Origin of the sequence: Massilia sp. PWRC2, assembly GCF_049896725.1 — a bacterium.
In the GTDB taxonomy this organism is placed as follows: Bacteria; Pseudomonadota; Gammaproteobacteria; order Burkholderiales; family Burkholderiaceae_D; genus JAFCUW01.
The window spans coordinates 301,433-327,341 of sequence record NZ_JAFCUW010000005.1 but is presented as its reverse complement, the minus strand read 5'-3'; the positions used below and the strand labels follow the sequence as shown (position 1 = coordinate 327,341).

Here is a 25,909-nt window from a genome sequence, read left to right as displayed (position 1 = left end):
CGCGCAGGGACGAGTTTCAAATCATGCCAATGCGTTCGACACAGGCGACACTGGCGCCGCTGGCGGCGAGCGCTTCGACAAAGCCGGCTGGCAGTGCCGCCTCCCACGCCGCCGGCAACAGCAGGCGGTCCCCCGTCACCGCCTGCGCCAGCAGCAGCGCCAGCTTGGCCTCGCGCGCCTCGACGGTGTCGACGCGGCCGCTTTGCCAGTCGGCCGAACAGCCGCTGGCCAGGATGCGCCCGCGCGGCACGAATTCGCGCCCGCGCGCCAGCCGATCGGCCATCACCGCCGCCAGTTGCCACGAATTGCCCTGGAAGCGCGACGCGCCGAAGCGCACCACGCTGTTCCAGCGCCCACTGCCATAGGGGTCGAAGCGGCGCGCCGCCGCCAGCGTCGCCCGCACCGCTGTCTGCCCCAGCACATCGAGCCCCGGCACGGCGATGCACTCTTCTTCTTCAGCGGCGCCAGCAAGCAGCGGATAGACGCTGACCTCGACCCAGCACAGGCTGTCGTTGACGCCACCGCTGTGCAGCGGGAACCAGGTGCGTGCGCTCGATACCGCCCCGGCCTGGTCGGGCCGGCCGGTCAACATGCCCAGGTGAGCCAGGCCGTCAGGCCCGCCCACCAGCGTCCCCGCCGGTACGTCTGGCGCATCGGTAGCGGCGAGCGCGCTGCCATCGATGCGGCCAAGCTGCCAGTGGTCCGACCAGCCATTTGCCCACACCGCTTTGCGTGGCTGATACAGGCCACGCACCAGGCGGTCGGCCAGCACTGCTGGCAGTTCCCAGTCGCGCTCCAGATCGGCAGGGGTGGCATCAAAACTGACCACCACCTGATCGCGACTGTCGAAGCGCGCTTCGGTCAGACGCGCCAGTTGCAGCACCTGCTGCAGGCGCGCGGCCAGTGCCGGCGAGGCCGGCACGCTGCACTTGATGTCGGCGCGGTTGGCGCGCGGGCGGCGCGTGGCCGTCACCGTCAGCGTGCTGCCATCGGCCAGGACGCTGCACACGCTGGCGCTGGCCGATGGTACAGGTGCGGCGGCGCTCATGACGCTGCCATCTCGCCGCTGTCCGGCGCGGCAATCGCGCGCCGTTCCTGCAGATCGAATTCGAGGTTGGCGACGATGCGCTCGGCGTCGTCGCTGGCAGCGGCGGCAGTGTCGGCGGCGCGGCGGGGAGTGCCGTCCAGCCGGGCCAGCAGCGCCCAGCCATCGTCGAGCGCAGCGCAGGCGCGCTGGCTGTGGCGGGCACGCCGCGCCTGCTCGCTGCGGCCGAGCGCCAGCCCGGGCGCAGCGAGCGCCAGCGCCGGCATGGTGCTGACCTGCAAGTTAACCAGGTCAAGACGACGCCACAGTGCCTGCTGGCGGCGGAATTGCGGGGACCCATCGAGCGCCGCAGTTTGCGCCGTGTTCGCCGCCATCGTCTCATCTTGCAGCACGGCGGCGCGCAGCGCGGCCGTCAGGCACGGCAGCTCGAGGAACAGGCGGCGCAGGGCCGCGGCGTCGACGGCGGCCGGCGCTGGTGCTGGTGCTGGTGCTGGTGCTGGTGATTGTGATTGTGCTGGCGCCGCTGCAGGCGCCACTTCGGCATCCTGCTGCGCTTTTGGTGCACTGGCAACGCGCGCGGCCAGCATGGCGGCAAAATCAATGCGGTCACCGAGATCGACCGGCAGGCAATCGTCGAGCGTCACGCCAAAGCGCTGGTACAGCAGGCGGTTCAGGCCAGCGCGAAAGCGGTTCCATTCGGCCACGCTGGTGCAAGGCGGCAGCTCCAGCTGTCCTTGCGTCAATTGCTGCTGCAGCGCCGCTTCGAGGGCGGCGCAAAACGGCGCCAGCGCCAGAACCACCGCGCTGCCCTGCACTTCGCTGGCCAGGTAAAGGTCAAAGCGCTGCTGCGCCAGCCGCGGGTCAGACCCATCGATGACAAAGCACAGCTGCAGTCCCAGCTCGGGGGCGGCGGCAAAGGGCCGCAGCACGCAGTGGTAGGGACCGGGGTGAAACAGCCAGGCCGTCTCGTCCGGCTCGGGCGCCAGCGGCGCCGCAGCGCTGCTGCGGCGGCTGCGGCCGCCACCGGCGATCAGCACCGCATCGCAGGCGCTGCCCTGCACGCTGGCAGCGGGCACCGCGATGGCCAGCACGCTCTCGCCCAGCGCTGCATTGTCGGGCGGCGCGGCGCGGCGCGAGCGCTGCCACCAGCGGCTGGCCAGCTCGATCATCGCGCCGGCCCCGCCGGCGCCACCAGGGTCACCGGCGTCACCGTAAAGCGCGCCCCGTGCTGCTGGAAATGCAAGGCTGGCGCCAGCGCGCATGGCCACGCCTGTTCGCATTCGCCGTCGCCATCGAGGCGTCCCTGCAGCAGCAGGCCGCCGGCGCCGTCGCGCACTTCGATGAAGGGCGCGCCGTCGCCAGCGAGCAGGCGGGCGGCAAACGGCGCGGCGGCGTCGAGCTTGAGCACCAGCTGCCACTGGCCATCCTGCAAAACAAAGTGCAGCGCCCAGTGGCCGTCGTCGGTCTCGAGGACTGCCATCGAACTGTCAGCGCTGGCGGCAGCGCGCAGCATGCCGGCGCTGGCGCTCCACGGCGTCGCCCGCATGCCATCGGCCAGCAGGCGCAGGCGCCGCAAAGTCAACGGCGAGCCCGCCAGCGCCTGCGCTTCGGCGCTGCGCAAGGGGCAGCTGCCATCGATGGCCGCACACAAGGTGGCGTCACTGAGCACCAGATAATCACCGTCGACGCGGCGCGCCAGCAGCGCCGCGCCAGCGAGCTTGCGCGCCAGGGTGGATGAATCGCTTACCCGCTTGTTCACTGTGCTCTCCTGATTGGTTCATCGGTGCCGCCGCCCGGCCGCGGCCCGGCCTGCGTACCGGCCTGCAGCGCCGCGATGGCACTGTCGCGCCGCTTGCGCAGGGTTGGCAGCGAGACGCCGTCGAGGGCCGCCAGCTGGGCCATGGTGGGCAGCTCGCCGCTGACGCCGTCGAGCCATTCGGCCCGGTAGCAGTCGTCGCGTGCCCCGACCAGCTTCAAATAGACCGCCAGCTGCACCGGCAGCGAACAGCCGGCCATCGCCCGCGCCGCCCAGAGAGCAGCGTCGCCGGCCAGCAGCGCCACTGAAACGTAGCTGGGGGGCGCTGAAAGTGCGCTGCGCGCTGCACTGTGGTCGGCGCCATCGGCATCGGCATCGGCATCGGCAGCGGCGGCGGCGGCGGGCCGGGCCAGCACGCGCCCGCCATCGCCGTCATCATCGACCGCGTCGTCCAACACCCGCGCCAGATCGTCCAGCCAGGCGCTGGCGTCGGCGGCATCCTGCTGCCACGGGCCGTCGCCGTTGGCCGACAGTTGTTCATAGTCGCCGATTTCCGCCAGCATGGCGGCGATTTTATCGGGGCTGTTTTTTAAATTGGCAAAACGCTTCGAGTGGGTGTGCAGCGGGCCAGCGGCACCGGTGAAGCGCTCGCGCGAGGCGCTCCAGGCGATCAGCCACGCCGCCTGGCAGTCGCCGATCGACTTCATCTGGCGCACTTCAATGGGGGCGGCAGCGGCATCGACGGCGCGCCCTAGAATCGCCGCCACCTGCTCGGGCGCCTCGCGCCAGCTGTCGAACAGGCGGGCAATGTCGGCATATGCGGTGTCGAGCATGCGGTAAGCGTACATGCGGTTGGCGCTGCACGGGCGGCCGCAGGCGACGATGTAATTGTCGCAATCGACCTTGTCGCGCAGGAGCGCATACATATCGTTGAATTTTTTGCGCAGCATGGCCTCGCCGCCGGGCTGCTGCCAGAAATGGCCCAGACGGGCCGCGTCGGCGCCAAGCGCCGCCGCCAGGGCGTGCCAGTCGGCTGGCCGCGCCTGCAGCTCGCACAGCAGCGCCAGCGCCAGTTCCAGCACGCTCTCGCCATAGCTGTTGCCATCGGCGGCGGCGCGTGGCTGGCGGGCGCTGGCGCGCAAGGCGCCGCTGCAACGCTCGATGTAGTCGTCCAGGCAGTCCGCCAGCGCGGCGCTGGCGCTGTTGTTAACGTTGACGTTGACAATCCGTGCGGGCAGGCCAGCGGCGCAGGCCTGCAACGAACACTGCCCCAACAGTTTTCGCACCAGTTCCCAGCCGTGTTCCTGATACCGTGTTCCCGGCAGACGCATACCTTCCCCGTTCCAATGCCCATGACGGGCGCATGGAAATCATGCCACAGATTGGCGCCCGGGCAGCCGCACGTCAGCCCCCTATTTACCCCTCTGTTTGGGCTTCTCGCCGGCGCTGGCCGCCAGCACCGCAGCGATCATCGGCGCCGCATGTTCGCCGCCGCTGCCCGCCGAGTGGCTGACAAACGCCGCCAGCGCCAGCCGGTGCGTCTGCCCTGGCAGGCTGCCCGCTTCCAGCCAGCCGGTGAACCAGACCGTGGCGGCGCTGCCGTCGCCGGTGGGGGCGGTACCGGTTTTGCCAAACAGACCGCGCCGCACGCCAGCGAGGCGCACATCGGCAAAGGCGCTGGCGGCGGTGCCGACATCGACCACCCCTTTCATGCCGGCGCGGATGCGCTCGAGGCGCACGCCGAGCGCCTGCGCGGCCGCTGGCCTGGCCGCGCGCTGGTCCAGTGCCAGCAGCAGGCGCGGTACCACCACACTGCCCTGGCCGACGGCGGCGGCGGCCAGCGCCATCTGCAGCGGCGTGACCTGCATGCGCAGGCCGATCGCCATCTGCCGCAGTTCGTGGCGGCTGTGCACCGGGTCGATGTTCGATGCGCTCGCCTGCAGGGCATCCCACTGGCCCCAGCGAAAATCGGCTGGCAACAGGCCGCCATCGAGGCGCAGCGCCGTGCCAAAGCCCAGCCGGCGCGCCATGCCGACAATCGGCCGCACGGCATCGAGGGCGCCCGGCTCGAGCGCCTGCAGGTCGGGCACGCCGCCATCGGCACGGCCAAACAGGCTGCCGTCGCTCAGTTCAGCGAGCCAGGCAAACCAGGTGTTTTGGCTGAAGGTCAGCGCCTGCGCCAGCCCCAGCCGGCCATTGGCGGCGTGGCGCTCCAGGCTTTGCCGCTGGTAGTTGGTGATGTGGGCGCTGCGCTCTTGCATGGGATAGATGGCGGCACTGGTATCGAACGCAAAGCCGTGCTGGCGCGCCAGGCGATTGATGTCGGCCAGCGGCTGGCCGGCCAGCAGGGCGTCGAGGCGGGCATCGCCCTGCGCCGCCTGCTCCAGGCCCAGCGCGCTGATCACCTTGAAGGTCGAGCCAGGGCTGGCGTGGGCGCCGCCATCGTGCTGCAGGGCGGGCAGACGCAGCGGGCTGCGGGCCGGATCGCTGCGGTCGAAATTGCGCACCTCGAGCCAGTTGGCGGCATTGACGGCCACGCCCCCGGCGCCGGCGGCGGCCAGGATGTCGCCGTTTTCGGCGTCGATGATGACCATGCCCGCATGGCGGCCGGGCGGCACCGGCTGGGCCCCTGTGCAGCTGACGCCATCCCAGCGGCCGTGACGCATGCCGATGCAGTCGACGGCGCCGTTGCTGGCCGCCTGCAGGGCCAGATCGAGGCTCAGGCGGGCATGGTGGCCGGCGCCCGGCGCCGGTGGCGGCAGGCGCGCCAGCATGCCGGCCACACTGCTGGTGTGATCGGCGCCCAAGCCCAGCAACGGCGCCAGGCCGGCAGCGCTGGCAGCGGCACTGGGGGCGCCATCGGCCCACAGGGAGACGCCGTTGCGGTCGACCAGCGCGATGGGGCCGGCGGGACCGGCGGGGCCGGCGGGGCCGGCTGAAGCGGCGGTGCTGGCAGCTGGCGACACCGGCGCGGCGCTCGCCAGTGGCTGCCAGTCAAGCTGGCCGTCAGTGACCCGCAGGTGGCGGTACTGCTGGTCGGCCGGCTGCGCCAGCGCGGCCATGTCCAGCGGCGCCACCGCCAGCGACACGCTGCGCGCGCCCGGCAACACATCGAGCAGCAGCAGCTGGGCGGCGTCGGCGCCAGTGCCAGTGCCAGCAGCAGTCCCAGCGCAAGCGCGGCCATCGCAGACGGCGCGGCGCTGGCGGATGACGGCACCAGTGACGGCGCTGGCGCGGCCGATCAGCATCAGTTCAATCGGTGCATTAACGGCAGCCGGCGTGACGTTCAGGGTCAGCCGCACCGCTCCGGCGGCGGCGGCGGCCGGCCAGCGTTCGATGCGCTGCCAGGGTTGCCAGCCCGGGGCGACGCCGGCAAACAGGCGCGTCGCCGCCGCCGGCATGGCAGTACTGATGCTGGCGCGCTCGCCAGCGACTTCGGCCTGCCAGGCCGACGCTGCGGCCGACGCTGGCAGGCGCCATGCCAGCAGATGCTGCTCACCATTAAAAATACGTAGCTGTTCGCGCAGGTAGGCGCCATCGGCCATGCGGTACAGGTGCTTGTAGAGCCTGCGGGCGCCGTCATCGAACTGCACCGCGTCCCAGCTGGCCAGTTCGGCCGCGCGCGCCGGCGCCGGTGCGGCGCGCCACGCCGGCAGGTCGCGTGGCGCCAGTTCGGCCAGCCCGCCGGCGCCCAGCCGCAGCATGCCGCGCGCGCGCAATTGCGTGAACAAGGCGTGGTCTTCCAGATCGGCGGCGGCGGCGCCAGCGACCTGGTAATCGCCCGGCGCCAGCCAGGCCGACAGCGACGCCGACGCCTTGTCGCGCGCATATGCCGTGATTTGCCCGCGCGCGCCGCCAACGCCAGTGCCGCCAGTGGTGCCAGTGGTGCCAGTGGCGCCGCCGCGCACCACTTGCAGCAGCAACTGGCCGGCGCCACAGCGACCGCCGCCCGGCGCCGATGGCGCTTGTCCCTGGCGCTGAAAGTGGATCGCGGCTGCGCCCCAGACCAGCCAGCCGTCGCCATGGAAGGCAACTGCGCCGTGCTCGCCGCCGGCGTTGCCAGCATTGGCATCGGCAGCGGCAGCGGCACCAACCCAGCTGGTAGCGGCGCTGGCGCCCTCCCAGCGCAGCTGCAGGGGTTCGCCGGTCACGCCGGGATTGCCGCTGATGCGCACCTTCGGCATCGCACTGTCGGCGCTGCCGAGTACCACTGCGCGCAGCGCGGGGGCGGCGCCGGCGCCAGCCCAGCGGACGACGTCAGCGAACGGGTAGCCGATCCGCAGCGGCACCATGGGGAGCCGCGCCGCCGGGCTGGCGCTGCCAAGCTGCTGGCACAGGTCGATGCGCAGCAGCGGCGCGGCGCGGGTGCCGGCGCCCAGCACCAGCACGCTGGCACTGCCGCGCTGCAGCACCTCGATGCTGCCATCGGCCGGCACCGTCAGGGCGGCGCCCGGTAGCAGGGTCTGAAATGCTGCTAGCGGGCGCACGACACCCGCCGCCGGCGCGCTGGTGAGCTCGACCGCGCGCGCCAGGCTGTGTGCATGGCGGACGATGACGACGGCGCCGACGCTGGCGGCCAGCACGCCGGCCATACTGATCCACCACGCGGCACTGCCAGCCGGCAGGCGCGCCGGGCGCAGCGCGGCAGCAGTAGCCACTGCGGCGGCGGCCTTGACTGAAGGGCGCACCGCTGGCCCCCTGCGCTGCAGGTTGCGCGATCGCCGCCAGGCCACGCGGTGGGCCCGGACCGCCTGCAAAAAAGTTCGAATCGCGCCTGCCATGGTGTCCTGTGGGGTGCCGTTGACTCAATTAAAACAGCGTTAAAACAGCGTTAAAGCAGCGTTTAAACAGCCTAAAAACAGCGCGCCGGTCCAGCTGCGCTGCCTGCACGGGCTTAGCGGAGGGGCGCTGAAACAGCAGCCGCATTTGGTCGCCGCCATGCGCATTCCGGCGCGTCCGATCTGCCGTCTGTCGCACGGCGCTGGCGCGCTGCCGGTCAGCTGCCTACAGTGAAGCATCCACCGACCACCTTGAGAGGCCAGCCATGAACATCCTGCACCATGCCGAAGCCGTGTTTACCCTCGCCGCCGCGCTGGCAGTGGGCAGCGCCAGCATGCTGCCGCAGCACACGGCCGACGCCGCTGCCTCTGCCGCGGCCGCGGCTGCGGCCGCGGCTACAGCAGCAACCCCGCGCGCGACCGCCGTCGCCACCCCGTCACACGTAGCGGTGGTCAAGGTGGCGGCACGGCGCCTGACGCCCGCGCAAAAAATGCGTTCGCTGGCAGATGAACGGGCACTGGCGCGGGCGGCAGCGGCGCCGCGCGGTTAAAAAGCGGGCATGTGCACGCACCTGCGGCGACCTGCACCGAGCTGTTTCAGTTGTAAGTTTCTGCTTCAACGCTGCGCAAGCCAAAGGGAGATTGCTATATTGAGGCCGTTGGAACACATCCTCGGAGACACCTCATGAAACGCACTCTCAGTATCAGTATCGCCGCCCTGATCGCCGTCAGCGCCGCCGCCTGGTTGCCACTGCCGGCGCTGGCCCAGTCGGGCGTGAGCCTGATCATCAACACCGCGCCGCCGACGCCGCGCTTTGAAACCGTGCCGGCCGCACGCCGCGGCTACGCCTGGGCGCCCGGCTACTGGAACTGGGACGGCCACCGCCACGTCTGGATGGCCGGTCACTGGGAGCCGGCCCGCGAAGGCCATCAATACCGCGCCAACGAATGGATCCGCGACGGCGGCGGCTACCGCCTGCAGCAGGGCGGCTGGTACCCGGTGGTGGCAGCGACCCGCTATGACGAGGTGCGGGTGGCACCACCACCACCGCGCTTTGAGCGCGCCCCCAGCGGCCGCAATGGCTATCTGTGGCAACCCGGTTACTGGGACTGGCACGGCAACCGCTACGAGTGGGTGCAGGGCGTCTGGGTGGCCGACCGCCCCGGCTATGTCTATTCGCGTCCGCAGTGGATCGAACGCGGTGGCCGCTGGGTCTTCGATCAGCCGCGCTGGACGTCGCGCGATGGCCGTGACCGCGACCACGACGGTGTGCCCGACCGCTTCGAACATGGCCGCGACCGTGACCGCGACGGCATTCCCGACCGCCTCGAACACAATGGCCGCCGCGACAACGACCACGATGGCGTCCCCAATCGCGTCGACCGCGACCGCGACGGTGACGGTGTGCCGAACAACCGCGATGCGCGGCCGGACAATCCGCGCCGCAACTAACAGCCAGACCACAACGAGACAGTAACGAGACAATAACGAGACAACACCGTCAAGGCAGGCCGCCGATCAGCACGATCGGCGGCCTGCCTTTTTGTCGTCAATGAACGGAAAAATGTTGCGCCGGCAGAGCAGCAATGTAGACAGCAATGCTATGCTTCGGCGGTGCCTTCGTGCGTGTTTTTGTGCGTGTCTTTGTGCGTGTCTTTGTGCGTGTTTTTGTCATTTTTTTGTCCGTGTCTTCGTCCATGTCTTCGCCCATGTCTTCATCCATGTCTTCCTCCGTCTGTTCGCCCATGTCTTTGCCTGTGTTGCTACCCTTGCCTGCGCCTGCCCTGCCCGACCAATGCGCTGCGCTTGCCGCCCTCGCCTATCGCAGGGAGCGCAGCGCCAGCCGCCGGCTGGCCGCCCGCGACGGCTGCAGTTACGAGGCGGCGTTGCAGGCGACCCTGTGCAGCGCCGCCGGTGGCGCGGCCAGGCTGCCGGCAATGCTGGCGCAGCGCGCCGCCGTGCTGCAGACGCAACTGGACAAGACGGCCGCCCGCGTGCGACAGCGCGCAACCGTGCTGGCGCGCCGCCAGCATCACCACGATGGCACCCTGACCCCGTGGCGCGGCTGGTTCGATGGCTCGGCCTGGCCCAATCCGGGCCGCTGCGGCATCGGCGCCCTGCTGACCGGACCGGATGGCCAGCAGTTCTCGCTGTCGCGCGCGGCCGGCCATGGCAACAGCAGCGAAGCGGAATACCGCGCCCTGATCGCACTGCTGGAAACAGCGCTGGAAGCAGGCGCCGACCGCCTCACCGTGTATGGCGACAGCAAGGTGGTGATCGACGACGTCGGCGCCCCGGCCAGTGCGCAGGCAGCCTCGCTGGCGCCGCTGCGGCAGGTGGCGCAGGCACTGCTGGCCGGTCTGCCGCAGGTAACGCTGCGCTGGATTCCACGCCACCGCAACGGCGCCGCCGATGCCCTGTCGCAGCAAGCGCGACGCTTGACCGGCGTGCCACACCAGGCCACCGATGCGTGACGCCGTCGCCCCCTCGCTGGCCGCCTGGCAGCCGGTCCTGATCGCCATCGCCAGCGCCGCTTCTGTGAATGACAACGACGGCGCCCACGACCTCCATCACCTGCACCGTGTATGGACCAATGCCGAGGCGCTGATGGCTGCCGGTTCAGGTGCCGATGCTGATGCTGATCCCCTGATCGTCATGGCCGCCTGCTATCTGCACGACCTGGTCAACCTGCCGAAAAACCACCCTGAACGGGCCACTGCGTCGCGCCTGTCAGCCGCCCGCGCCGTCGCCGCGCTGGCGGCCGCCGGCTTTCCCGCTGCGCGCCTGCAGGCCGTCGCCCATGCCATCGAAGCGCACAGTTTTTCGGCGGCGCTGCCGGCGCGCACGCTCGAAGCGCGCCTGGTGCAGGACGCCGACCGCCTCGACGGCCTCGGCGCGATCGGCCTGGCGCGGCTGTTTTATATCGCCGGCCAGATGGGCAGCGCGCTGGCGCACGCGCTGGACGACCGCGCCTATGCACTCGATCACATCGTCGTCAAGCTGGCCAGGCTGCCGGCGCTGATGCAGACCGCTGCCGGCCGCGCACTGGCCGGACAGCGACTGGCGCGGCTGCTGGCGTTCAGGGATGAATTTGCCCTCGAGTGGGGCCGTGCGCCGTGAGTGGACCATGAGTGCGCCATGAGTGCGCCATGAGTGCGCCATAAGTGCACCATGAGTGCAGCGCTGGTCAACCCGGTCGTCTTCGGCGCCGTCCTCGCTGGCGCTTTTCTCCACGCCGGCTGGAACGCCAACGTCAAGGCGCGCTCTGAGACCGTCTTCATGACCATGGCCGTGGCAACCGCCGCCGCTGTCATTGCTGCCCTGCTGCTGCCCTCGCTGGCATCGCCGGTACCGGCCAGCTGGTCAGCTGGTCATGTATCGCTGCCTCGACTGCGGTCGACTAGCCACCTCAGGGAAGCGCTGCTTCATTATGGCCGATGGAATCGGTCACCAAAGCGTTTTTAAGAAAACGCAGCCAGCAGCGCGCAATACCGCAGCCATGCCGGCAATGCCAGCAATGCCGGGGCATGGCGGGTATTGGCAACGCAGCCGGACGCTTTTTCAGGATGCCCGGTCCGCCGTCATGAATGAATCCGTGCTTGCCTAGCGTGGTCGCCGGCGGCGCCGTGCTGATGCGCCTGGCCTGAGCCCGCATGACCCGCGCCCGCCTGACTACCCGCGCTGGCGCCACCCCGCTATAATTGCCCCTCATTTAAGTTGAAAGGGCGACATCGTGTCCGACCGTCTCAAGGTATTGCCGCAGTACCTGCTGCCAAAGCAGGCGCTCACCAGCTTTGCCGGCCGCGTGGCCGGCGCCAAAGGTGGCGCGTGGACGACCAATCTGATCAAATGGTTCGTCACCAAGTACGGCGTCGACATGAGCGAAGCCGTCAATCCCGACATTGCCAGCTACAGCAGCTTCAACGAATTTTTTACCCGCCCCCTGCGCGCCGGCGTGCGCCCGCTGGCCGCCGCTGCCTTCGTCTGCCCGGTCGACGGCGCCATCAGCCAGATCGGCGCCATCGATGACCACCAGATTTTTCAGGCCAAGGGCCACCGCTTTAGCACCACCGAACTGGTTGGCGGCGACGCCCGCCTGGCATCGCACTTCCAGCATGGCAGCTTCGCCAACCTGTATCTGAGCCCGAAGGATTACCACCGCCTGCACATGCCGTGCGACGGCCGCCTGATCCGCATGATCTATGTGCCGGGCGCACTGTTCTCGGTCAACCCCACCACCGCGCGCGGCATTCCCGGACTGTTCGCCCGCAACGAGCGGGTGGTCTGCGTGTTCGAATCGAAGGCGCATGGCCAGTTCGTGCTGGTGCTGGTAGGCGCCACCATTGTCGGCAGCATGCAAACGGTGTGGCATGGCGTGGTCAACGCCACCCGCCCGGGGCGGCTGTGCGAATGGACCTACGACGACCAGCAAATCGAACTGAAACAGGGTGACGAGTTTGGCCGCTTCCTGCTCGGCTCGACCATCGTCATGCTGTTCCAGGCCGATACCATCGCTTTTAATCCGGCATGGGGACCGGAACGCCCGATCCGGCTGGGCGAGATGATGGGGTCACAGCCAGCCGCCACATAGGACGCTCAGGCGAGCAGCCTGGCTCTGGCTTCCTCGCACGACAGCGACTGCATCATGTCGAGAAACGCCCGCGTCTTGGCCGGCATCAGCCGCCTGCCAGGAAACACGGCCCACCCCGTCACCGCCGGCAAATCCCATTCAGGCAGTACCCGTACCAGCTCGCCTTTTTTCAGATAGGGCGTGGCGAACAGGTCAGAGCTGGCAGCGATACCGGCGCCGGCGCAGGCAATACGCGCCAGCAGGTCCGGCGAATTGGCGGTCAGCTTGGCCGGCAGTGGCCGCGACCACTGCACCTTGCCGCGCGTGAGCTGCCACGGATGGGCGCCGCCATTGCGGCTCAACAGACACAACAGGTCGTGCTGCTCGAGGTCGTCGGGCGACTCCGGCAAGCCGCGCATGGCCAGATAGGCAGGCGCCGCATACAAGCCGATGCGCTCGAAGGTGATGCGGCGCGCCGCCAGCGTGGCGTCGTCCGGCAGGTCGCCCATGCGAATGGCGACATCGAAGTTTTCCGCCACCAGGTCGACCCGCCGCGGCGACAGGTCCAGCTCGAGCGTGATGGCCGGATAGCGCACCATGAAAGCTGCCAGCAGGCCCGATAAGCCCAGATTGGCAAAGTCGCTCGGCATCGACAGCCGCAGTTTGCCGCTCGGTTCCTGCTGACGGTGCTCGGCCAGCGCCGCCACCGCTTCGACCTGCTGGGCTACCTGGCGCGCGTGTTCGAGCAGGCTGTCGCCAAATTCGGTCAGCACCAGGCGCCGCGTGGTGCGCTGGAGCAGCCGCTCGCCCAGGGTCGCTTCAAGCAGCGCGATGCGGCGCGAGACGGTTGACTTGGGCAAGTTGAGGCGCACTGCCGCCTTGCTAAAACTGCCAGTGTCAGCGATGCGGGCAAACAGCAGCAAATCATTCGGATCGATCATGGATTGTTCCATTGGCGAGATAATGTTATCCATTTTACGGCCTATCTTGAGTCAAATGGAACTGCTACAGTGGCCTACATCAAATTCCACCACAACTACAATTGACTGAGGAAAACTATATGAACATTCTGCAAATTAATTCCAGCGCCCGCAGCAGCGGTTCCGAATCGACCCGCATGGGCGACAAACTCGTTGCCGGCCTGGTCGCTGCGAATGCCGGTGCGTCGGTAGTGCGCCGCGACCTCGCCAGCGAACCCCATCCGGTGATCGACGAAGCGACCCTGGGCGCCCTGTTCACCCCGGCCGATCAGCGCTCGCCGGCGCAGGCTGCGCGCGTGGCCCTCGACGATGCTCTGATCGCCCAGCTGCAGGCAGCCGACGTCATCGTCATCGGCGCGCCCATGTACAACTTTGGCATCACCAGCCAGCTCAAGACCTGGTTCGACGCCATCGCCCGTGCCGGCGTGACCTTCCGCTACGGCGCCAACGGCCCCGAAGGCCTGTTGACGGGAAAAAAAGTCTACGTCAACCTGTCGCGTGGCGGCGTGCACCGCAATGGCGCCAGCGACTCGCAAGTGCCGCACCTGAGCACCTTCCTCGGTTTTCTCGGCATGACCGATGTGACGTTCCTGTACAGCGAAGGCCTCGGCATGGGTCCTGACGCCGTCGCCCAGGCGCAGGCTGACGCTGACGCCCAGATCGCCGCCGTGCTGGCGTAAGCGCCGCCGTCTGGCAGCAAGGCGCCGGTCAGTCGATGCGGCGCCTTTTTTGTATGTAACAGGAGCCGAATTTGGAACCCCCCTTGGAAAACCCCGTGCAAAACCCCGTCAACAACGGCACCCTCGCCACCCACGCCTACAGCGTGCGGGCCCCGCGCGGCGTCGAGCGGCTCATCGCCGGCCAGTTCGTGATGGATGGCGCCGGCGTGCGCATCAACCGGGTGCTGACGCAGTCGCTGCAGCGTCGCCTCGATCCCTTCCTGATGCTCGACGCCTTCGGCAGCGACAAGCCGGGCGACTACATCGCCGGCTTCCCCGAGCATCCGCACCGCGGTTTCGAGACCATCTCTTACATGATCCATGGCCGCATGCGCCACAAGGACAGCGCCGGCCATGAAGGCTTGATCACCGATGGCGGCGTGCAGTGGATGACGGCCGGGCGCGGCGTGGTGCACTCGGAAATGCCCGAGCAGAACGAGGGCTTGATGGAAGGTTTCCAGTTGTGGCTGAACCTGCCGGCGCGCGACAAGATGAGCAAACCGTGGTACCGCGACATCCCGGCCGAGCAGCTGCCGCAGGTGACAACACAGGGCGGCGCAGTGGTCCGGGTGATCGCCGGCAGCAGCCATGGCGTCGCCGGTGCCGTCACCCGCGACGGCAGCGAGCCGGTGTACCTCGACATCGCACTGCCGGCCGGCGCCAGCTTCGAGCAGCAGCTGCCAGCAGGGCACAACGCGTTTATCTATGTGTTCCGTGGCGAAGCGGTGGTCGAAGGCAAAGCGGTGCCAGCGACCCGCATGGCCATCCTGGCCAACCCCGCCGGCGCCGACGGTGTGCGCATCCACGCCGCCAGCGACTTGCGGGTGCTGCTGATTGCCGGCCGGCCGCTGGGCGAACCGATCGCCCAGTACGGGCCGTTCGTCATGAACACCCAGGCCGAGCTGCAGCAGGCGGTCGAAGACTTCCGCGCTGGCCGCTTCGAAGGCCTCGCGCAAAGCTGAGCCGACCGGGGGCGGCCAGCGCCCCCGTCGTTTGCGCTACACTGCCGCCATGCCCCTTCTCGACACGCTCGCCGCTGGCCTCGCCCACCTGTCCCGCATCTGCGGCTTCGACACCATCGATGGCTTCCCGCCCGGCCACCCCTACGCCAGTACGCGCTGGAACCGCGCGTATTTCGACATCGCCTCCGACACCAAAGCGGAAAAAATCGAGCGCATCCTGGCCGACGCCATCACCAACACCCCGCTGGTGTTTGCCCATATCAGCCACCCTACCCCCGCCATGCAGCGCGCGTTAATCGCCGTGATCGAGGCGGTGATGCGGCGCGGCGACCCCACCGCGCTGGTCACCCTGCTGATTGCCGCCTACGATGCACCGCACACGATCGAAGCGGTGCCGGGACTGCGCCGGGCAATTGAAGACAGTCGCGCTGGCAATCCATCGATGCGTGCTTTCGCCGTGCTGGAATTTTTAGGGCAGATGCAGGCGCCGTTCGGCGTCATCGATATGATCGACCAGCAGCGCCTGCCCGCGCCTTAGCGTTTCAAGGGCAGGTAACGCGCGCGCAAGGCCATGCAGGGCGCTTCCACCAGCGTGTAGAGCAGCGCCCCGCCCAGCAGCGACAAGCCCATCAGCATGACAATCGCCAGCGGCGATTCGGCGCCAAAGCCGGCCGCTGCCAGCGGTCGCGCCGCCAGCACGCTGATTTGCCGGTGCACCAGGTAGATGGCATACGACCACAGCGCCAGGCGCTGGCAGCCGGGCACGCGCCGTGCCGCCAGGCGCGCCGATGGATCGAGCGCTGCCAGCAGCAGCAAACCGAAGCCCAGCGCCAGCAGCGGGTAGCCGAAGACGGTGACGGCAAAATCATAGCGGTCAGCGAGAAACCAGCAGGCCGCCAGCGCCAGCACGGCAGCGCCCAGCGCCAGCGCCAGCTCGCCATGGCGGGTCAGTCGCTGCCACAGAAGCGGGTGAAAATTTTTCAGCAGCGCCAGCGCCACGCCGGCGAGCAGCTCGTCGAGCCGGCACACGGAGGCATAGTAGATGTAGGTGAAGTAGGCCGCTTGCGCCTGCACGGCACCGGCGCCGCCGACGCCGACATTGGCGTCGACATTGACATGCAGACGCCACAAGCAGCCGCGCGCCACCAGGCCCACCAGCACGGCCGCCGCCAGCGCCGCCCAGCCCAGCGCCAGGCTGCGCCGCTGCGCCGCCAACGCCAGTGCCAGCACCGGCAGCACCACATAAAACTGCTCTTCGATGCACAGCGACCAGGCATGCGAAAAAGCGCTGCCCGGCACCAGCAGGATATTCTGGGTAAACGATATAAACCGCCACAGCGGCAGCAACGGGGCGCCGTCGGCAAACCACGGCCACAGGTAGTACAGGGCCAGCACCACGTAAAAATTCGGCAGTGTGCGCAGCAGGCGGCGGCCATAAAAACGCGTTAGTGAAAAGTGGCCAGGGCCAGCCAGGGCGGCAAAGATCTGGTTGCCGATCAGGTAGCCGGACAGGGCAAAAAACAGGTCGACGCCGACCCAGCCGATCTCGCCGAGCCAGCCGAAGGTGGCGCGCTCGCTGACGAACAGGACGTAGTGGTGCAGCACCACCAGGGTCACCGCCAGCGCGCGCAGGGTGTCGAGGCCGTGCAGGCGCGGCGGAGCAGGCGGGGGCGAAAACGGCGACGGCGGCATGGGCGAACAGGGTGGCGGACCCTGGTCATGGGGAGCTGCGATTGTAGCCGACCACGGCGCGCTCGTCGACGCCGGCGATTCCCGCTAAAATATGCGATCTAGCTCACCACGTAAAGTTGACCCGCAATGACCCAGCCCAGCCCGCGCGACCTCCAATTCAAATCGATCAACTACACGGGACTGGACAAGGGCGCGCGCCTGATCGTCACCGGCGCCGTGCACGGCAATGAAACCTGCGGTACCCGCGCCATCGAACGGGTGATGGCGCAGATCGATAGCGGCGAACTGGTGATTGCCCGCGGCAGCGTGACCTTCGTCCCGGTCACCAACCCGCTGGCGTACCGGCTCGAACAGCGCTCGGGCCAGCGCAACCTGAACCGCAACCTGTTCCCCAACGACGACCCGCAAGACTTCGAAGACCGGATCGCCAACTGGCTCTGTCCCCTGCTGGCCCGGCACGATGTGCTGCTCGACCTGCACTCGTTCAATGCTGACAGCGAACCGTTCGTCATGGTCGGCCCGCCGAATAACGATGGCCCCCTGCAGCCGTTCGCGCACGCTGACCAGGAGCGCGCACTGGCCAAGCGGCTCGGCGTGCGCCGCTTTGTCGACGGCTGGCTGGCCACTTACGGCGCCGGCGTGCAGCGCCGCCTGAGCGATGCGTCGCAATTGCAAACGGTGCTGCGCTACGGCGTCGGCACCACCGAATTCATGCGCAGCACCGGCGGCTACGCCTTGACGCTCGAATGCGGCCAGCACCGCGACCCGCAGGCGCCCGCGGTGGGCTACCGCGCCATCATCAATACGCTGGCCCACCTGGGCCTGATCGATGCGCCAGCGCCAGCGGCCGTTGCCGCCGCCGACATCGAAGCGCTGTCGATGGTGGTCGTCCATGACAAACTCGACAAGGCCGACAGCTTCGCCCGCACCTGGCGCAGTTTCGACGAAGTACGCGTCGGTACCGTGATCGGCACGCGCGCCGATGGCACTTCGGTGCGGTCGGAACTCGACGGCCGCATCCTGTTTCCGGACGTGAATGCGGGCGCCAACCAGGAATGGTATTACCTGACCACCGCCAACCCGGCGTTTGCCAAGGACTGACAGGGCACGGCACAATGTGTCGCAAGACCGACAATAATGTGTCTAAAATATTGCACTTTTGCGCTCTTTAATATGAGAAGATCATGAACATCTGATTTAACTGGTGGGTTATGCGATTTGCTGACGGCGCCTGTTGCGTATTGATGTTGCTTGGCCTGGCTTGCTGCCCCGCGCGGGCGCGGTTGACGGTGCCTATCATTGCCCAGGAAAGTGTGGCGCCCAAGTGGATACCGGGCGAAGGCAAGCCGCAGGGTATCTGTGCTGACCTGCTGGCGGCCATCGAGCGGCTCGATCCGGCGATCCGCTTCGTCGGCCACCAGCAGGTGCGCTCGCTGGCAGTCATTGAAAGCAGCCTGGCGCGCGGCGATGTCTGGGCCGCCTGCGCGCTGGTCGATTCACCGGGTCGGCGCCGCATCGCCGTGCGCATCAGCGTGCCCCTGTACGACGCCGTCTACCGGCTGGCCGCCGCCGCCGGCGACGATGGCACTGTGACCAGCCTGGCCGAGCTGGCGCGCGCCAAGACGCTGGTGAACACCCCGCGCGGTTCCGGCTATATCGACGAACTCAAAGCGCTCGGCATGGAAATCGATGACAGCACGGGCGACAGCGTCACCAATTTACGCAAGACTATCCACGGCCATGGCCGCTACACCTATTTGAACGAAGCGAGCATGTTGTATTACATGCGCACCGCCGGACTCGACCAGCATCTGACGCTGCTGCCAACCCGCTTCGGGACCGGCTCCCTGTATTTCTGGGTGAGCCATCGCGCCAGCCCGGCACTGGCGCCGGCCATCGAGGCGGCCCTGGCCACGCTCAAGGCGAGCGGCGAACTCGGGCGCATCTGCGGGCGCTGGACCAGTGCCCGCTAACACGGCCGGTGCGCTGCGCCGTTCAGGCAGGCGTAAGCAGTTTGAGGCCGGCGATGCCGGCGACGATCAAGCCGATCGACAGCAGGCGCAGTGCACCGGCCGACTCGCCCAGCACCAGCATGCCGAAAATCGCCGTGCCGACGGTGCCGATGCCGGTCCAGACCGCGTACGCTGTTCCCAGCGGCAAGTGGCGTAAGGCCAGCCCCAGCAAGCCGACACTGGCCGCCATCGCCGCCAGCGTCAAGCCCGACGGCACCAGCCGGGTGAACCCTTCGGTGTATTTGAGGCCGACCGCCCACGCCACTTCCAGCAATCCCGCCACCACCAGCAACAACCAGCTCATACCCGCTCCTGAAAAATCATGCGCCATGCGAAAAGCGTGACAGGCCCGACCGTAGCACGGGGTGCCGATGCGGGCAAGCGGGCGCCGGCCAGGCGTGCACGGCGAATTCCGATCTCAGCCATAATCAATGTTCTTCGGGCAATAATAAGGATAGCGCATGAAGCACAGCATGAGCGCCGGCGACATCGGCATGGCGCTGGCCGTCGTCACCATTTGGGGTGGCAACTTCGTGGTCATCAAGCTGGGCTTGCGCGATTTGCCGCCCATCCTGTTTTCCGCCCTGCGCTTCCTGTTTGCCGCGCTGCCGCTGGTGCTGGTGATCAAGCCGCCGCGCACCTCGCTGCACCTGGTACTGATCTTCGGCCTGTTCCAGTTCGCCATCCAGTTCACCCTGCTGTTCACCGGCATCAAGCTGGGACTGCCAGCGGGCCTGGCGTCGCTGGTGGTCCAGTTGCAAGCGTTTTTTACCATCGGCCTGGCCGTGCTGCTGCTGGGCGAGCGGCCGCGCGCGGCGCAACTGCTGGGCGCGCTGGTGGCGCTGGCGGGGATGGGCGTGGTGGCGGCCAACCTGCAGGCGCGCGCCACCCTGATCGGCTTCGCCCTGGTGGTGCTGGCCGGGCTGTCGTGGGCGGTGGCAAATATCGCCAGCAAGCAGATGGGCAAGGCTGGCGCCAGCCGCCCTGGCGCGGCGGCGGCGCCCGTCAATGCGCTGGCGCTGATGGTGTGGGCGGCGCTGGTGGCGACGCCGCCGCTGTTGCTGGCGTCCTGGCTGGTCGAAGGCGAAGCGGCGTGGCGGCTGGCGGCGCACAATTTTAGCTGGCGCACGCTGGGCGCGGTGCTGTTTCAGTCCTATCCGAATACCTTGCTGGGGTTTGGCATCTGGTCGATGCTGATGCGCAAATACCCGACAGCCACCATCGCCCCGTTTTCCCTGCTGGTGCCGGTCGCCGGCATGCTCAGCGCCGCCCTGATCCTGGGCGAAACACTGCATGGCTGGGCCATAGGCGCCGGCCTGCTGGTGCTGGGCGGGCTGGCCTTAAACCAGTTCGGCGAACGCTGGTGGGCCATGCTGCGCCGCTGAGGGGCTGGACGTAAAACGCGCCACCTCCAGCAAAAAATCTGGACATATCGTAAAATAACGATATTAGGTTCGTAGAAACCCGATACAGGAAACCTCATGGATATCGACGCCATTGACGCCATTCACAAAGCACTAGCCAATCCCGTGCGGCGGCAAATCTTATTGTGGCTGAAAGAGCCACAGCATTATTTTTCGCACCAGGTGCATGGGCTGGAGATGGGCGTGTGTGCCGGCCTGATCGACCAGCGCAGCGGCCTGTCGCAGTCGACCGTGTCGGCGCACCTGGCCAGCCTGCAAAAGGCGGGCCTGATCAGCGCCCACCGGGTCGGCCAATGGGTCTATTACAAACGTAACGAAGCGGTCATTACGACCTTTCTCAATCAACTGCATCACGGACTTTAGGAGCTGTACCCATGACCACTCTTTTCGAACCCCTCGTCGTCGGCGACTTTACTTTACGCAACCGCGTCGTCATGGCGCCGCTCACCCGCGCCCGCGCCGTCGGTGGCGCCCGCGTGCCGAACGCCCTGATGGCCGACTACTATGTGCAGCGCGCCAGCGCCGGCCTGATCCTGTCGGAAGCGACCTCGGTGGTCGCACAAGGGGTCGGCTACGAAAACACCCCCGGCATCTGGTCCGATGAACAGGTGGCCGGCTGGAAAGTGGTGACCGACGCCGTCCACGCGGCCGGCAGCCTGATATTCCTGCAACTGTGGCACGTCGGCCGCATCTCCGACCCCAGCCTGCTCGGCGGAGATGCACCGGTGGCGCCCAGCGCCATCGCCGCCGCTGGCCACGTCAGCCTGCTGCGCCCCGAGCGCGCCTACCCGCTGCCGCGCGCGCTGGAAACGGCCGAGGTCGCCGGCGTGGTGGCGGCATTCCGCAAGGGCGCCGAAAACGCCAAGCTGGCCGGCTTTGACGGCGTCGAAATTCACGGTGCGAATGGCTACCTGCTCGACCAGTTCCTGCAAGACAGCACCAACACCCGCACCGACCAGTACGGTGGCTCGATCGAAAACCGCGCCCGCCTGATGCTCGAGATTACCGATGCATGTATCGACGTATGGGGCGCCGGCAAGGTCGGCATGCACCTGGCGCCGCGCCGCGATGCCCACGACATGGGTGACTCGAACCCGGCCGCCACCTTCAGCTACGTCGCCCGTCAACTCAAGGCGCGCAACATCGCCTTCATCTGCGCCCGCGAAGCGATCGGCGCCGACAGCCTGGGTCCCCTGCTCAAGGAAACATTCGGCGGCGTCTACATCGCCAACGAATCGATGACGCGCGCATCGGCCGAGCAATTGATTAACGAGGGCAAGGCCGACGCCGTCGCCTTCGGCAAACTGTTTATTGCCAATCCAGACTTGCCGCGCCGCCTGCAGGAAGATGCCCCCATGAACCCACAACGGCCGCAGCTGTTCTACGGTTCGGGCGCTGAAGGTTACACCGACTACCCTGCCCTGCAGGCGTAAGTTGTCGGCATGACCGAGGGCACAGAGCGGCAGCCGCTCTGTGCCCTTTTTAATTGGTCGCCGACATGCATATCAATTCGCGATGTGCATCGGCAATATGCCATGCTATTCTTTTGGCACCATCAGCCGAAGGAACATCGTGATCCCATTTGCCCGCCGCCTCGCCGTCCTTGCCGTCTTCGGTGCCTTGAGCACTTTAGGCACATTGAGCACCTTCAGCACCTCCAGCGCCATGGCCGCCACCGCCCCTGTCGTGAGCAGCCGCGCCGTCAATACCTATCTGACCGAGCAGGATGCCGCCGCCCGCGCTGCGCGCGTCTCGCACGTGGCCTACGTGCTCGACTTTACGCTGACGGGCAAGGCCGATTTCGCCGCCACCAGCCGCATCGATTTCGACCTGACCGACGCCAGCGCGCCGCTGACGATCGATCTGGACAAGGCCAATCTGACTGCCGTCACCGTCAACGGCAAGGCCGTCGCCGCCGACTACAACCAGTTTTTCATCACCATTGCCGGCGCCGACCTGGTCGCCGGCCGCAACAGCGTGGTGGTGCAGTACACGCGTGCCCACAGCACCAACGGCGAAGGCCTGCACCGCATGGTCGATCCCGCCGATGGCAGGGTCTACACCTATTCGCACTTCGAGCCGGCCGCTGCCCACCAGATGTTCGCCCTGTTCGACCAACCCGACCTGAAGGCAACCTTTGAGCTGACCGTGACGGCGCCGGCCGACTGGGTGGTGGTGTCGACCCGCCGCGAAAGCAGCATCAGCGCGGTCACTGACAATAGCACTGGCAGCCCCAGCGCCGCCACGCGCCGCTGGAGCTTCCCCGTCTCCAAGGTCCTCAGCCCTTACAATTTTTCGCTGCACGCGGGGCCTTACAAGGTGTGGGAAGACCATAGCGGGCCCTATCCGATGCGCCTGTTCGCCCGCCAGTCGGTCGCCGCGCAGGTGGAACCGGGCGACTGGTTCAAGTTCACCAAGGCTGGTTTGACCTTCTTCGAGCAGTATTTTGGCGTGCCCTATCAGTGGGAAAAATACGATCAGCTGCTGGTGCCGGACTTCCTCTACGGCGCCATGGAAAACGCCGGCGCCGTCACCTTCGGCGAGCGCGGCTTCCTGCACCAGCCACCCACCACCCAAGCCCAGCGCGAGGGGCTGGCCGGCACCATCATGCACGAGATGGCACACCAGTGGTTCGGCGACCTGGTGACCATGAAGTGGTGGAATGGCCTGTGGCTCAACGAGAGTTTTGCGTCCTTCATGGGCACCATGGCGGTGGCCGAAGCGACCGAATTCAAGCACGCCTGGCTGTCCTTCTACAGCGGCGCCAAACAGGGGGCGTATGCCACCGACCAGTCGCTGGCCACCCATCCGATCGAAGTGCCAGTGCCATCGACCGCCAACGCCTTCGACAATATCGACGCCATCACCTATGCCAAAGGCGCGTCCACCCTGATGCAGCTGCGTCACCTGCTGGGCGATGAGGTATTCCGCACGGGCGTTCACAACTACCTGCAAAAATACGCGTTTAAGAACGCCCGCCTCGACGATTTTATCGGCAGCCTGGGCGACGCGGCCGGCCGCGACCTGACCCCGTGGACCCGCCAGTGGCTCTACCAGGCGGGCGTGAACACCATCGCCGCCAGCTACCGCTGCAACGCCGGCAAGGTGAGCAGCTTTAGCCTGACCCAATCGGCCAAGGCCAGCCTGCCTGCCCTGCGCGAACAGCGCGTGCAGATCGCCACCTTCCGCCAAAGCGGCGGCAAGCTCGCCGTCGCCGCCGTCACCGCCGTCACCTACAGCGGCGCCGTCAGCGCCGTGCCGGCACTCATCGGCAGCGCCTGTCCCGACCTGGTCTACCCGAACTACCAGGACTGGGGCTTCGCCAAGGTACAGCTGGATAAAAAATCGTTCGCCACCGCCCAGGCCAGCGTCGCCGGCGTCGACGATCCGCTGCTGCGCGCGATGCTGTGGCAAAGCCTGTGGGATGGCGTGCGCGATGGCCAGCTGCCGCTCAATGACTTTATCAAAACTGCCCTGGCCAACGCGCCGCAGGAACGCGACTACACGCTGCTGGGCAGTGAGCTGGGCATGCTGGGCAGCGCCAAGCACTACCTCGACGCCATGCAGGCCGCCCCGGCCTACGCCAATGCGATCGGCACGCAGCTGGAAGAGACCAGCTGGCGCGCCATCGAAGCACACAGCGACAACAGCAATTTTCAGCGCCGCTGGTTCAGCTTTTATGTGAACAACGCCAGCAGCCGCGCCGCGCTGGCGCGGCTGGCCGGACTGCTCGACGGCTCGCTCAAGGTGGCCGGACTGGAGATCGGCCAGGACCAGCGCTGGAGCCTGATCACGCGCCTGAACCGCTTCGCCTATGCAGGCAGTGAAGCACTGGTCACAGCCGAACGGCTGCGCGACAAATCCGACGCCGGCCAGGCGCAGGCGCTGGCCGCCACCATCTCGCGGCCCGATGCGGCCACCAAGCAGGAATGGCTGGCCCGGGTGCAGGACCAGAAAACCGCGCTGCCATTCTCCAAGGTGCGGGTGGCCATCTACAGCCTTTATCCGGTCGAGCAGAAGGCGCTCAGTGAAGCGACCGCCGCGGCCCGCCTGGCCAGCCTGGCGGAGCTCGACAAGGTGGCCGGTCCCGTGTTCATGCGCAGCTACACCGAGATGATCCCGGCCACCTGCAGTGCGGCCAGCGTCAAGCGGCTCGACAGCGCCGCCTCCAGCGCCAGCTTTGCGCAACTGTCGGCCGGCACCCGCCGCGCCCTGCTCACGCTGCGCGAAGAAGACCAGCGCTGCGTGAGCATCAGCCGGGCGATGACGACGGGGGCGCCGAAAAGTTGAGCGGCGATCAAGGGCTGTGCGGCGATCCAGCGCGCTGCGGCCATCAAACCGCTGCCGGCGCCGGTGAGCGTGAAACCGCTGCCGGCGCCGGTGAGCGTGAAACCGCTGCCGGCGCGGGTGAGCGTGAAACCGACGCCATCGCCTGGTCCGCCAGCGCCACCGTCGGCCACATCGCCGTCGCCGACAACCGCCTGCGCGGGCATCTGGACGCCGGCCTGGTCGACTGCCGGCTGACCGCGGCCGGTAAATTTCGCCATGGCGCCGCACGCTGGTGGTGCGTGTCACACCAGACCTACTGGGGCGTCAAGGCCGACCTGGCGCGCGCCGACGATCGCTGCCACGCGGCGGCGCTGCCGCTGCAGCTGGTGCGCGGGCCGCTGCTGCTGGCGCTACCGCCGGAGCAGGCCGGGGGACAACAGCGCTTGTGCCTGACATTGCGCGGCGACGTCATCGACGTGCGCGGCGCCGGGGTGGAGGCCAGCGTGCCGGCGCTGGCGCTGGCCGTGGCTGGCCTGTTCCGCCAGAGTGCCATCACCCGTCTGAACGTCACGCCGCCGGCGCTGGCCGCCATGGCCCACGCCGATGGCTGCGTCGACTGCGCGCGCTGCGGTTATCCGCACCTGGACCTGGGACCGTTCGCCGTCCGCGCGCACCGCCGCCATACCTGCGGCCAGTGCGGCCATGACGCCACCTACAGCGGCGCCGCCATGGTCTCCAATCCGCTCTATCTCATCGGCCAGCGGGTAAGCCTGATCAACGCCAGTTAGCGCATCGCCAGCGGCGTCGCCCGCCGTGGTGGCGCAAAGGCGGCGTCGAGCGCGGCCAGGTCTTCGCTGCCCAGTTGCAGTTGCAGGGCGGCAGCGTTTTCGCGCACATGGCGCGCCTCGACCGCCTTGGGAATGGCGACCACCCCGTCCTGGCGCAGCAGCCAGGCCAGCGCCACCTGGGCCGGGGTGGCGCCGCGCAGCGAGGCGATCGCGCGCAGGGTGGCGTGGCCCAGCATGCCGCCCTGCTCGAGGGGGCTGTACGCCATCAGCGGCATGCGCTGCTGGCGGCACCATGGCAGCACATCCCACTCGATGCCGCGGCGCGCCAGGTTATAGAGCACCTGGTTGACCGCCAGCGCTGCGCCACCGGCGCTGGCGTGCGCCTCGACCAGGTCGTCGCGGTCGAAATTGCTGACGCCATAATCGACGATCTTGCCGGCCGCCTTGAGCGCGGCGAAACCGGCAAAGGTCTCGGCCAGCGGGACGTCGCCGCGCCAGTGCAGCAAATATAAATCGATGCGGTCGGTATTCAGGCGCCGCAAACTGCGCTCGCACGCCTGCTGCACCGCGCGCAGGCCGGCGTTGTGTGGATAGACCTTGCTGACGATGTAGGCCTCATCGCGGCGGCCGGCCAGGGCCGCTGCCACCACCTGCTCGGCGCCGCCTTCGCCATACATTTCGGCAGTGTCGATCAAGCCCAGACCCAGATCGAGACCGAGCCGCAAGGCATTGGCTTCGCGCTGTTGTTCGGTGGGATCTTCGCCCATATTCCAGGTGCCCTGGCCCAGCACGGCAATGCTGCGGCCACCGGGCATGCTCAATCTGCGCATGGCGCCTCCTTCATGATCGGTGATGGTTGATGGTTGATGGTTGATGGTTGATGGTCGCGAAATAAGCGCTAGCCTAAACGTTC

The 25,909-nt window shown here is 67.7% G+C and carries 26 protein-coding genes; 16 read left to right on the top strand and 10 right to left on the bottom strand.

The features are described 5' to 3' along the window. Positions 1-16: 16 nt before the first annotated feature. The 5 genes from ACP7BZ_RS12745 to ACP7BZ_RS12725 form a co-directional block, all read right to left on the bottom strand. Positions 17-1,048 (bottom strand): hypothetical protein, encoded by a 1,032-nt coding sequence (locus tag ACP7BZ_RS12745; RefSeq protein WP_426113640.1) that lies wholly within the window; start codon positions 1,046-1,048, stop codon positions 17-19. Next, a complete protein-coding gene (locus ACP7BZ_RS12740; RefSeq protein WP_426113638.1) occupies positions 1,045-2,307 on the bottom strand; it encodes a hypothetical protein in 1,263 nt (420 codons plus the stop codon). The genes ACP7BZ_RS12745 and ACP7BZ_RS12740 overlap by 4 nt, the downstream gene beginning before the upstream one ends. Continuing rightward, positions 2,211-2,804 carry a hypothetical protein gene (locus ACP7BZ_RS12735; RefSeq protein WP_426113636.1) on the bottom strand — a complete coding sequence of 198 codons (594 nt, stop codon included), beginning with the start codon at positions 2,802-2,804 and terminating at the stop codon, positions 2,211-2,213. The genes ACP7BZ_RS12740 and ACP7BZ_RS12735 overlap by 97 nt, the downstream gene beginning before the upstream one ends. Beyond that, positions 2,801-4,132 (bottom strand): hypothetical protein, encoded by a 1,332-nt coding sequence (locus ACP7BZ_RS12730; protein ID WP_426113634.1) that lies wholly within the window; start codon positions 4,130-4,132, stop codon positions 2,801-2,803. Before ACP7BZ_RS12730 ends, ACP7BZ_RS12735 begins: the two co-directional genes overlap by 4 nt. Before the next feature lie 81 nt (positions 4,133-4,213). Then, entirely contained in the window at positions 4,214-7,489 is a 3,276-nt protein-coding gene (locus tag ACP7BZ_RS12725; RefSeq protein ID WP_426113632.1) for a penicillin-binding transpeptidase domain-containing protein, read from the bottom strand. A gap of 356 nt (positions 7,490-7,845) precedes the next feature. Between ACP7BZ_RS12725 and ACP7BZ_RS12720 the strand changes: the two genes are divergently transcribed. Further along, the gene (locus tag ACP7BZ_RS12720; RefSeq protein ID WP_426113630.1) at positions 7,846-8,130 is read left to right on the top strand and encodes a hypothetical protein; all 285 of its coding nucleotides are present in this window, start codon (positions 7,846-7,848) and stop codon (positions 8,128-8,130) included. A 134-nt stretch (positions 8,131-8,264) separates the two neighbouring features. Beyond that, a complete protein-coding gene (locus ACP7BZ_RS12715; RefSeq protein ID WP_426113628.1) occupies positions 8,265-9,032 on the top strand; it encodes a hypothetical protein in 768 nt (255 codons plus the stop codon). Positions 9,033-9,129: 97 nt separating this feature from the next. Here ACP7BZ_RS12715 and ACP7BZ_RS12710 read toward each other — a convergent pair whose 3' ends face one another. Next, the gene (locus tag ACP7BZ_RS12710; RefSeq protein WP_426113626.1) at positions 9,130-9,303 is read right to left on the bottom strand and encodes a hypothetical protein; all 174 of its coding nucleotides are present in this window, start codon (positions 9,301-9,303) and stop codon (positions 9,130-9,132) included. Between the two features lie 22 nt (positions 9,304-9,325). Here ACP7BZ_RS12710 and ACP7BZ_RS12705 point away from each other — a divergent pair, with 22 nt between their 5' ends. The 4 genes from ACP7BZ_RS12705 (at position 9,326) to asd (ending at position 12,171) form a co-directional block, all read left to right on the top strand. Then, entirely contained in the window at positions 9,326-10,054 is a 729-nt protein-coding gene (locus ACP7BZ_RS12705) for a ribonuclease HI family protein (protein ID WP_426113624.1), read from the top strand. Continuing rightward, positions 10,047-10,700: an HD domain-containing protein gene (locus ACP7BZ_RS12700; RefSeq protein WP_426113622.1), complete on the top strand. Its 654-nt coding sequence runs from the start codon at positions 10,047-10,049 to the stop codon at positions 10,698-10,700. The genes ACP7BZ_RS12705 and ACP7BZ_RS12700 overlap by 8 nt, the downstream gene beginning before the upstream one ends. A gap of 51 nt (positions 10,701-10,751) precedes the next feature. Further along, on the top strand, positions 10,752-11,045 hold the full coding sequence (locus ACP7BZ_RS12695; protein ID WP_426113620.1) for a hypothetical protein: 294 nt from the start codon (positions 10,752-10,754) through the stop codon (positions 11,043-11,045). 268 nt (positions 11,046-11,313) lie between these two features. Next, positions 11,314-12,171, top strand: coding sequence for an archaetidylserine decarboxylase (gene asd, locus ACP7BZ_RS12690; RefSeq protein ID WP_426113618.1), 858 nt, complete (start codon positions 11,314-11,316; stop codon positions 12,169-12,171). Between the two features lie 5 nt (positions 12,172-12,176). On the opposite strand, the gene ACP7BZ_RS12685 is transcribed toward asd, so the two are convergent. Continuing rightward, positions 12,177-13,091 carry a LysR substrate-binding domain-containing protein gene (locus ACP7BZ_RS12685; protein ID WP_426113616.1) on the bottom strand — a complete coding sequence of 305 codons (915 nt, stop codon included), beginning with the start codon at positions 13,089-13,091 and terminating at the stop codon, positions 12,177-12,179. 119 nt (positions 13,092-13,210) lie between these two features. Between ACP7BZ_RS12685 and ACP7BZ_RS12680 the strand changes: the two genes are divergently transcribed. From ACP7BZ_RS12680 to ACP7BZ_RS12670, 3 genes are all read left to right on the top strand, one after another. After that, positions 13,211-13,810, top strand: a complete 600-nt coding sequence (locus ACP7BZ_RS12680) for an FMN-dependent NADH-azoreductase (protein ID WP_426113614.1) — start codon at positions 13,211-13,213, stop codon at positions 13,808-13,810. A gap of 191 nt (positions 13,811-14,001) precedes the next feature. Next, entirely contained in the window at positions 14,002-14,811 is an 810-nt protein-coding gene (locus ACP7BZ_RS12675; protein WP_426113732.1) for a pirin family protein, read from the top strand. 49 nt (positions 14,812-14,860) lie between these two features. Beyond that, a complete protein-coding gene (locus ACP7BZ_RS12670; RefSeq protein WP_426113612.1) occupies positions 14,861-15,349 on the top strand; it encodes a hypothetical protein in 489 nt (162 codons plus the stop codon). On the opposite strand, the gene ACP7BZ_RS12665 is transcribed toward ACP7BZ_RS12670, so the two are convergent. Then, positions 15,346-16,503: an acyltransferase family protein gene (locus ACP7BZ_RS12665; RefSeq protein WP_426113610.1), complete on the bottom strand. Its 1,158-nt coding sequence runs from the start codon at positions 16,501-16,503 to the stop codon at positions 15,346-15,348. The two genes, ACP7BZ_RS12670 and ACP7BZ_RS12665, sit on opposite strands and share 4 nt — an antisense overlap. Before the next feature lie 126 nt (positions 16,504-16,629). Between ACP7BZ_RS12665 and ACP7BZ_RS12660 the strand changes: the two genes are divergently transcribed. Together ACP7BZ_RS12660 and ACP7BZ_RS12655 are read left to right on the top strand one after the other, a co-directional pair. Beyond that, the gene (locus tag ACP7BZ_RS12660; protein ID WP_426113608.1) at positions 16,630-17,604 is read left to right on the top strand and encodes a succinylglutamate desuccinylase; all 975 of its coding nucleotides are present in this window, start codon (positions 16,630-16,632) and stop codon (positions 17,602-17,604) included. A gap of 188 nt (positions 17,605-17,792) precedes the next feature. Then, positions 17,793-18,476: a substrate-binding periplasmic protein gene (locus ACP7BZ_RS12655; RefSeq protein WP_426113606.1), complete on the top strand. Its 684-nt coding sequence runs from the start codon at positions 17,793-17,795 to the stop codon at positions 18,474-18,476. 22 nt (positions 18,477-18,498) lie between these two features. Here the strand turns inward: ACP7BZ_RS12655 and sugE are convergent, their stop codons facing one another. Continuing rightward, a complete protein-coding gene (gene sugE / locus ACP7BZ_RS12650) occupies positions 18,499-18,819 on the bottom strand; it encodes a quaternary ammonium compound efflux SMR transporter SugE (protein ID WP_426113604.1) in 321 nt (106 codons plus the stop codon). A 169-nt stretch (positions 18,820-18,988) separates the two neighbouring features. Between sugE and ACP7BZ_RS12645 the strand changes: the two genes are divergently transcribed. The 5 genes from ACP7BZ_RS12645 to ACP7BZ_RS12625 all read left to right on the top strand — a co-directional run bounded on the left by ACP7BZ_RS12645 (position 18,989) and on the right by ACP7BZ_RS12625 (position 24,996). Continuing rightward, positions 18,989-19,900: an EamA family transporter gene (locus ACP7BZ_RS12645; RefSeq protein ID WP_426113730.1), complete on the top strand. Its 912-nt coding sequence runs from the start codon at positions 18,989-18,991 to the stop codon at positions 19,898-19,900. 96 nt (positions 19,901-19,996) lie between these two features. Beyond that, positions 19,997-20,302, top strand: coding sequence for an ArsR/SmtB family transcription factor (locus ACP7BZ_RS12640; protein WP_426113602.1), 306 nt, complete (start codon positions 19,997-19,999; stop codon positions 20,300-20,302). A gap of 11 nt (positions 20,303-20,313) precedes the next feature. Then, complete coding sequence (locus ACP7BZ_RS12635; protein WP_426113600.1) at positions 20,314-21,372, top strand: alkene reductase; 1,059 nt, start codon at positions 20,314-20,316, stop codon at positions 21,370-21,372. A 139-nt stretch (positions 21,373-21,511) separates the two neighbouring features. After that, positions 21,512-24,229 (top strand): aminopeptidase N, encoded by a 2,718-nt coding sequence (pepN, locus tag ACP7BZ_RS12630; protein WP_426113598.1) that lies wholly within the window; start codon positions 21,512-21,514, stop codon positions 24,227-24,229. Next, positions 24,226-24,996, top strand: coding sequence for a hypothetical protein (locus tag ACP7BZ_RS12625; protein ID WP_426113597.1), 771 nt, complete (start codon positions 24,226-24,228; stop codon positions 24,994-24,996). Before pepN ends, ACP7BZ_RS12625 begins: the two co-directional genes overlap by 4 nt. Here the strand turns inward: ACP7BZ_RS12625 and ACP7BZ_RS12620 are convergent. Beyond that, positions 24,993-25,826: an aldo/keto reductase gene (locus ACP7BZ_RS12620; protein ID WP_426113595.1), complete on the bottom strand. Its 834-nt coding sequence runs from the start codon at positions 25,824-25,826 to the stop codon at positions 24,993-24,995. The two genes, ACP7BZ_RS12625 and ACP7BZ_RS12620, sit on opposite strands and share 4 nt — an antisense overlap. Between the last annotated feature and the right edge of the window lie 83 nt (positions 25,827-25,909).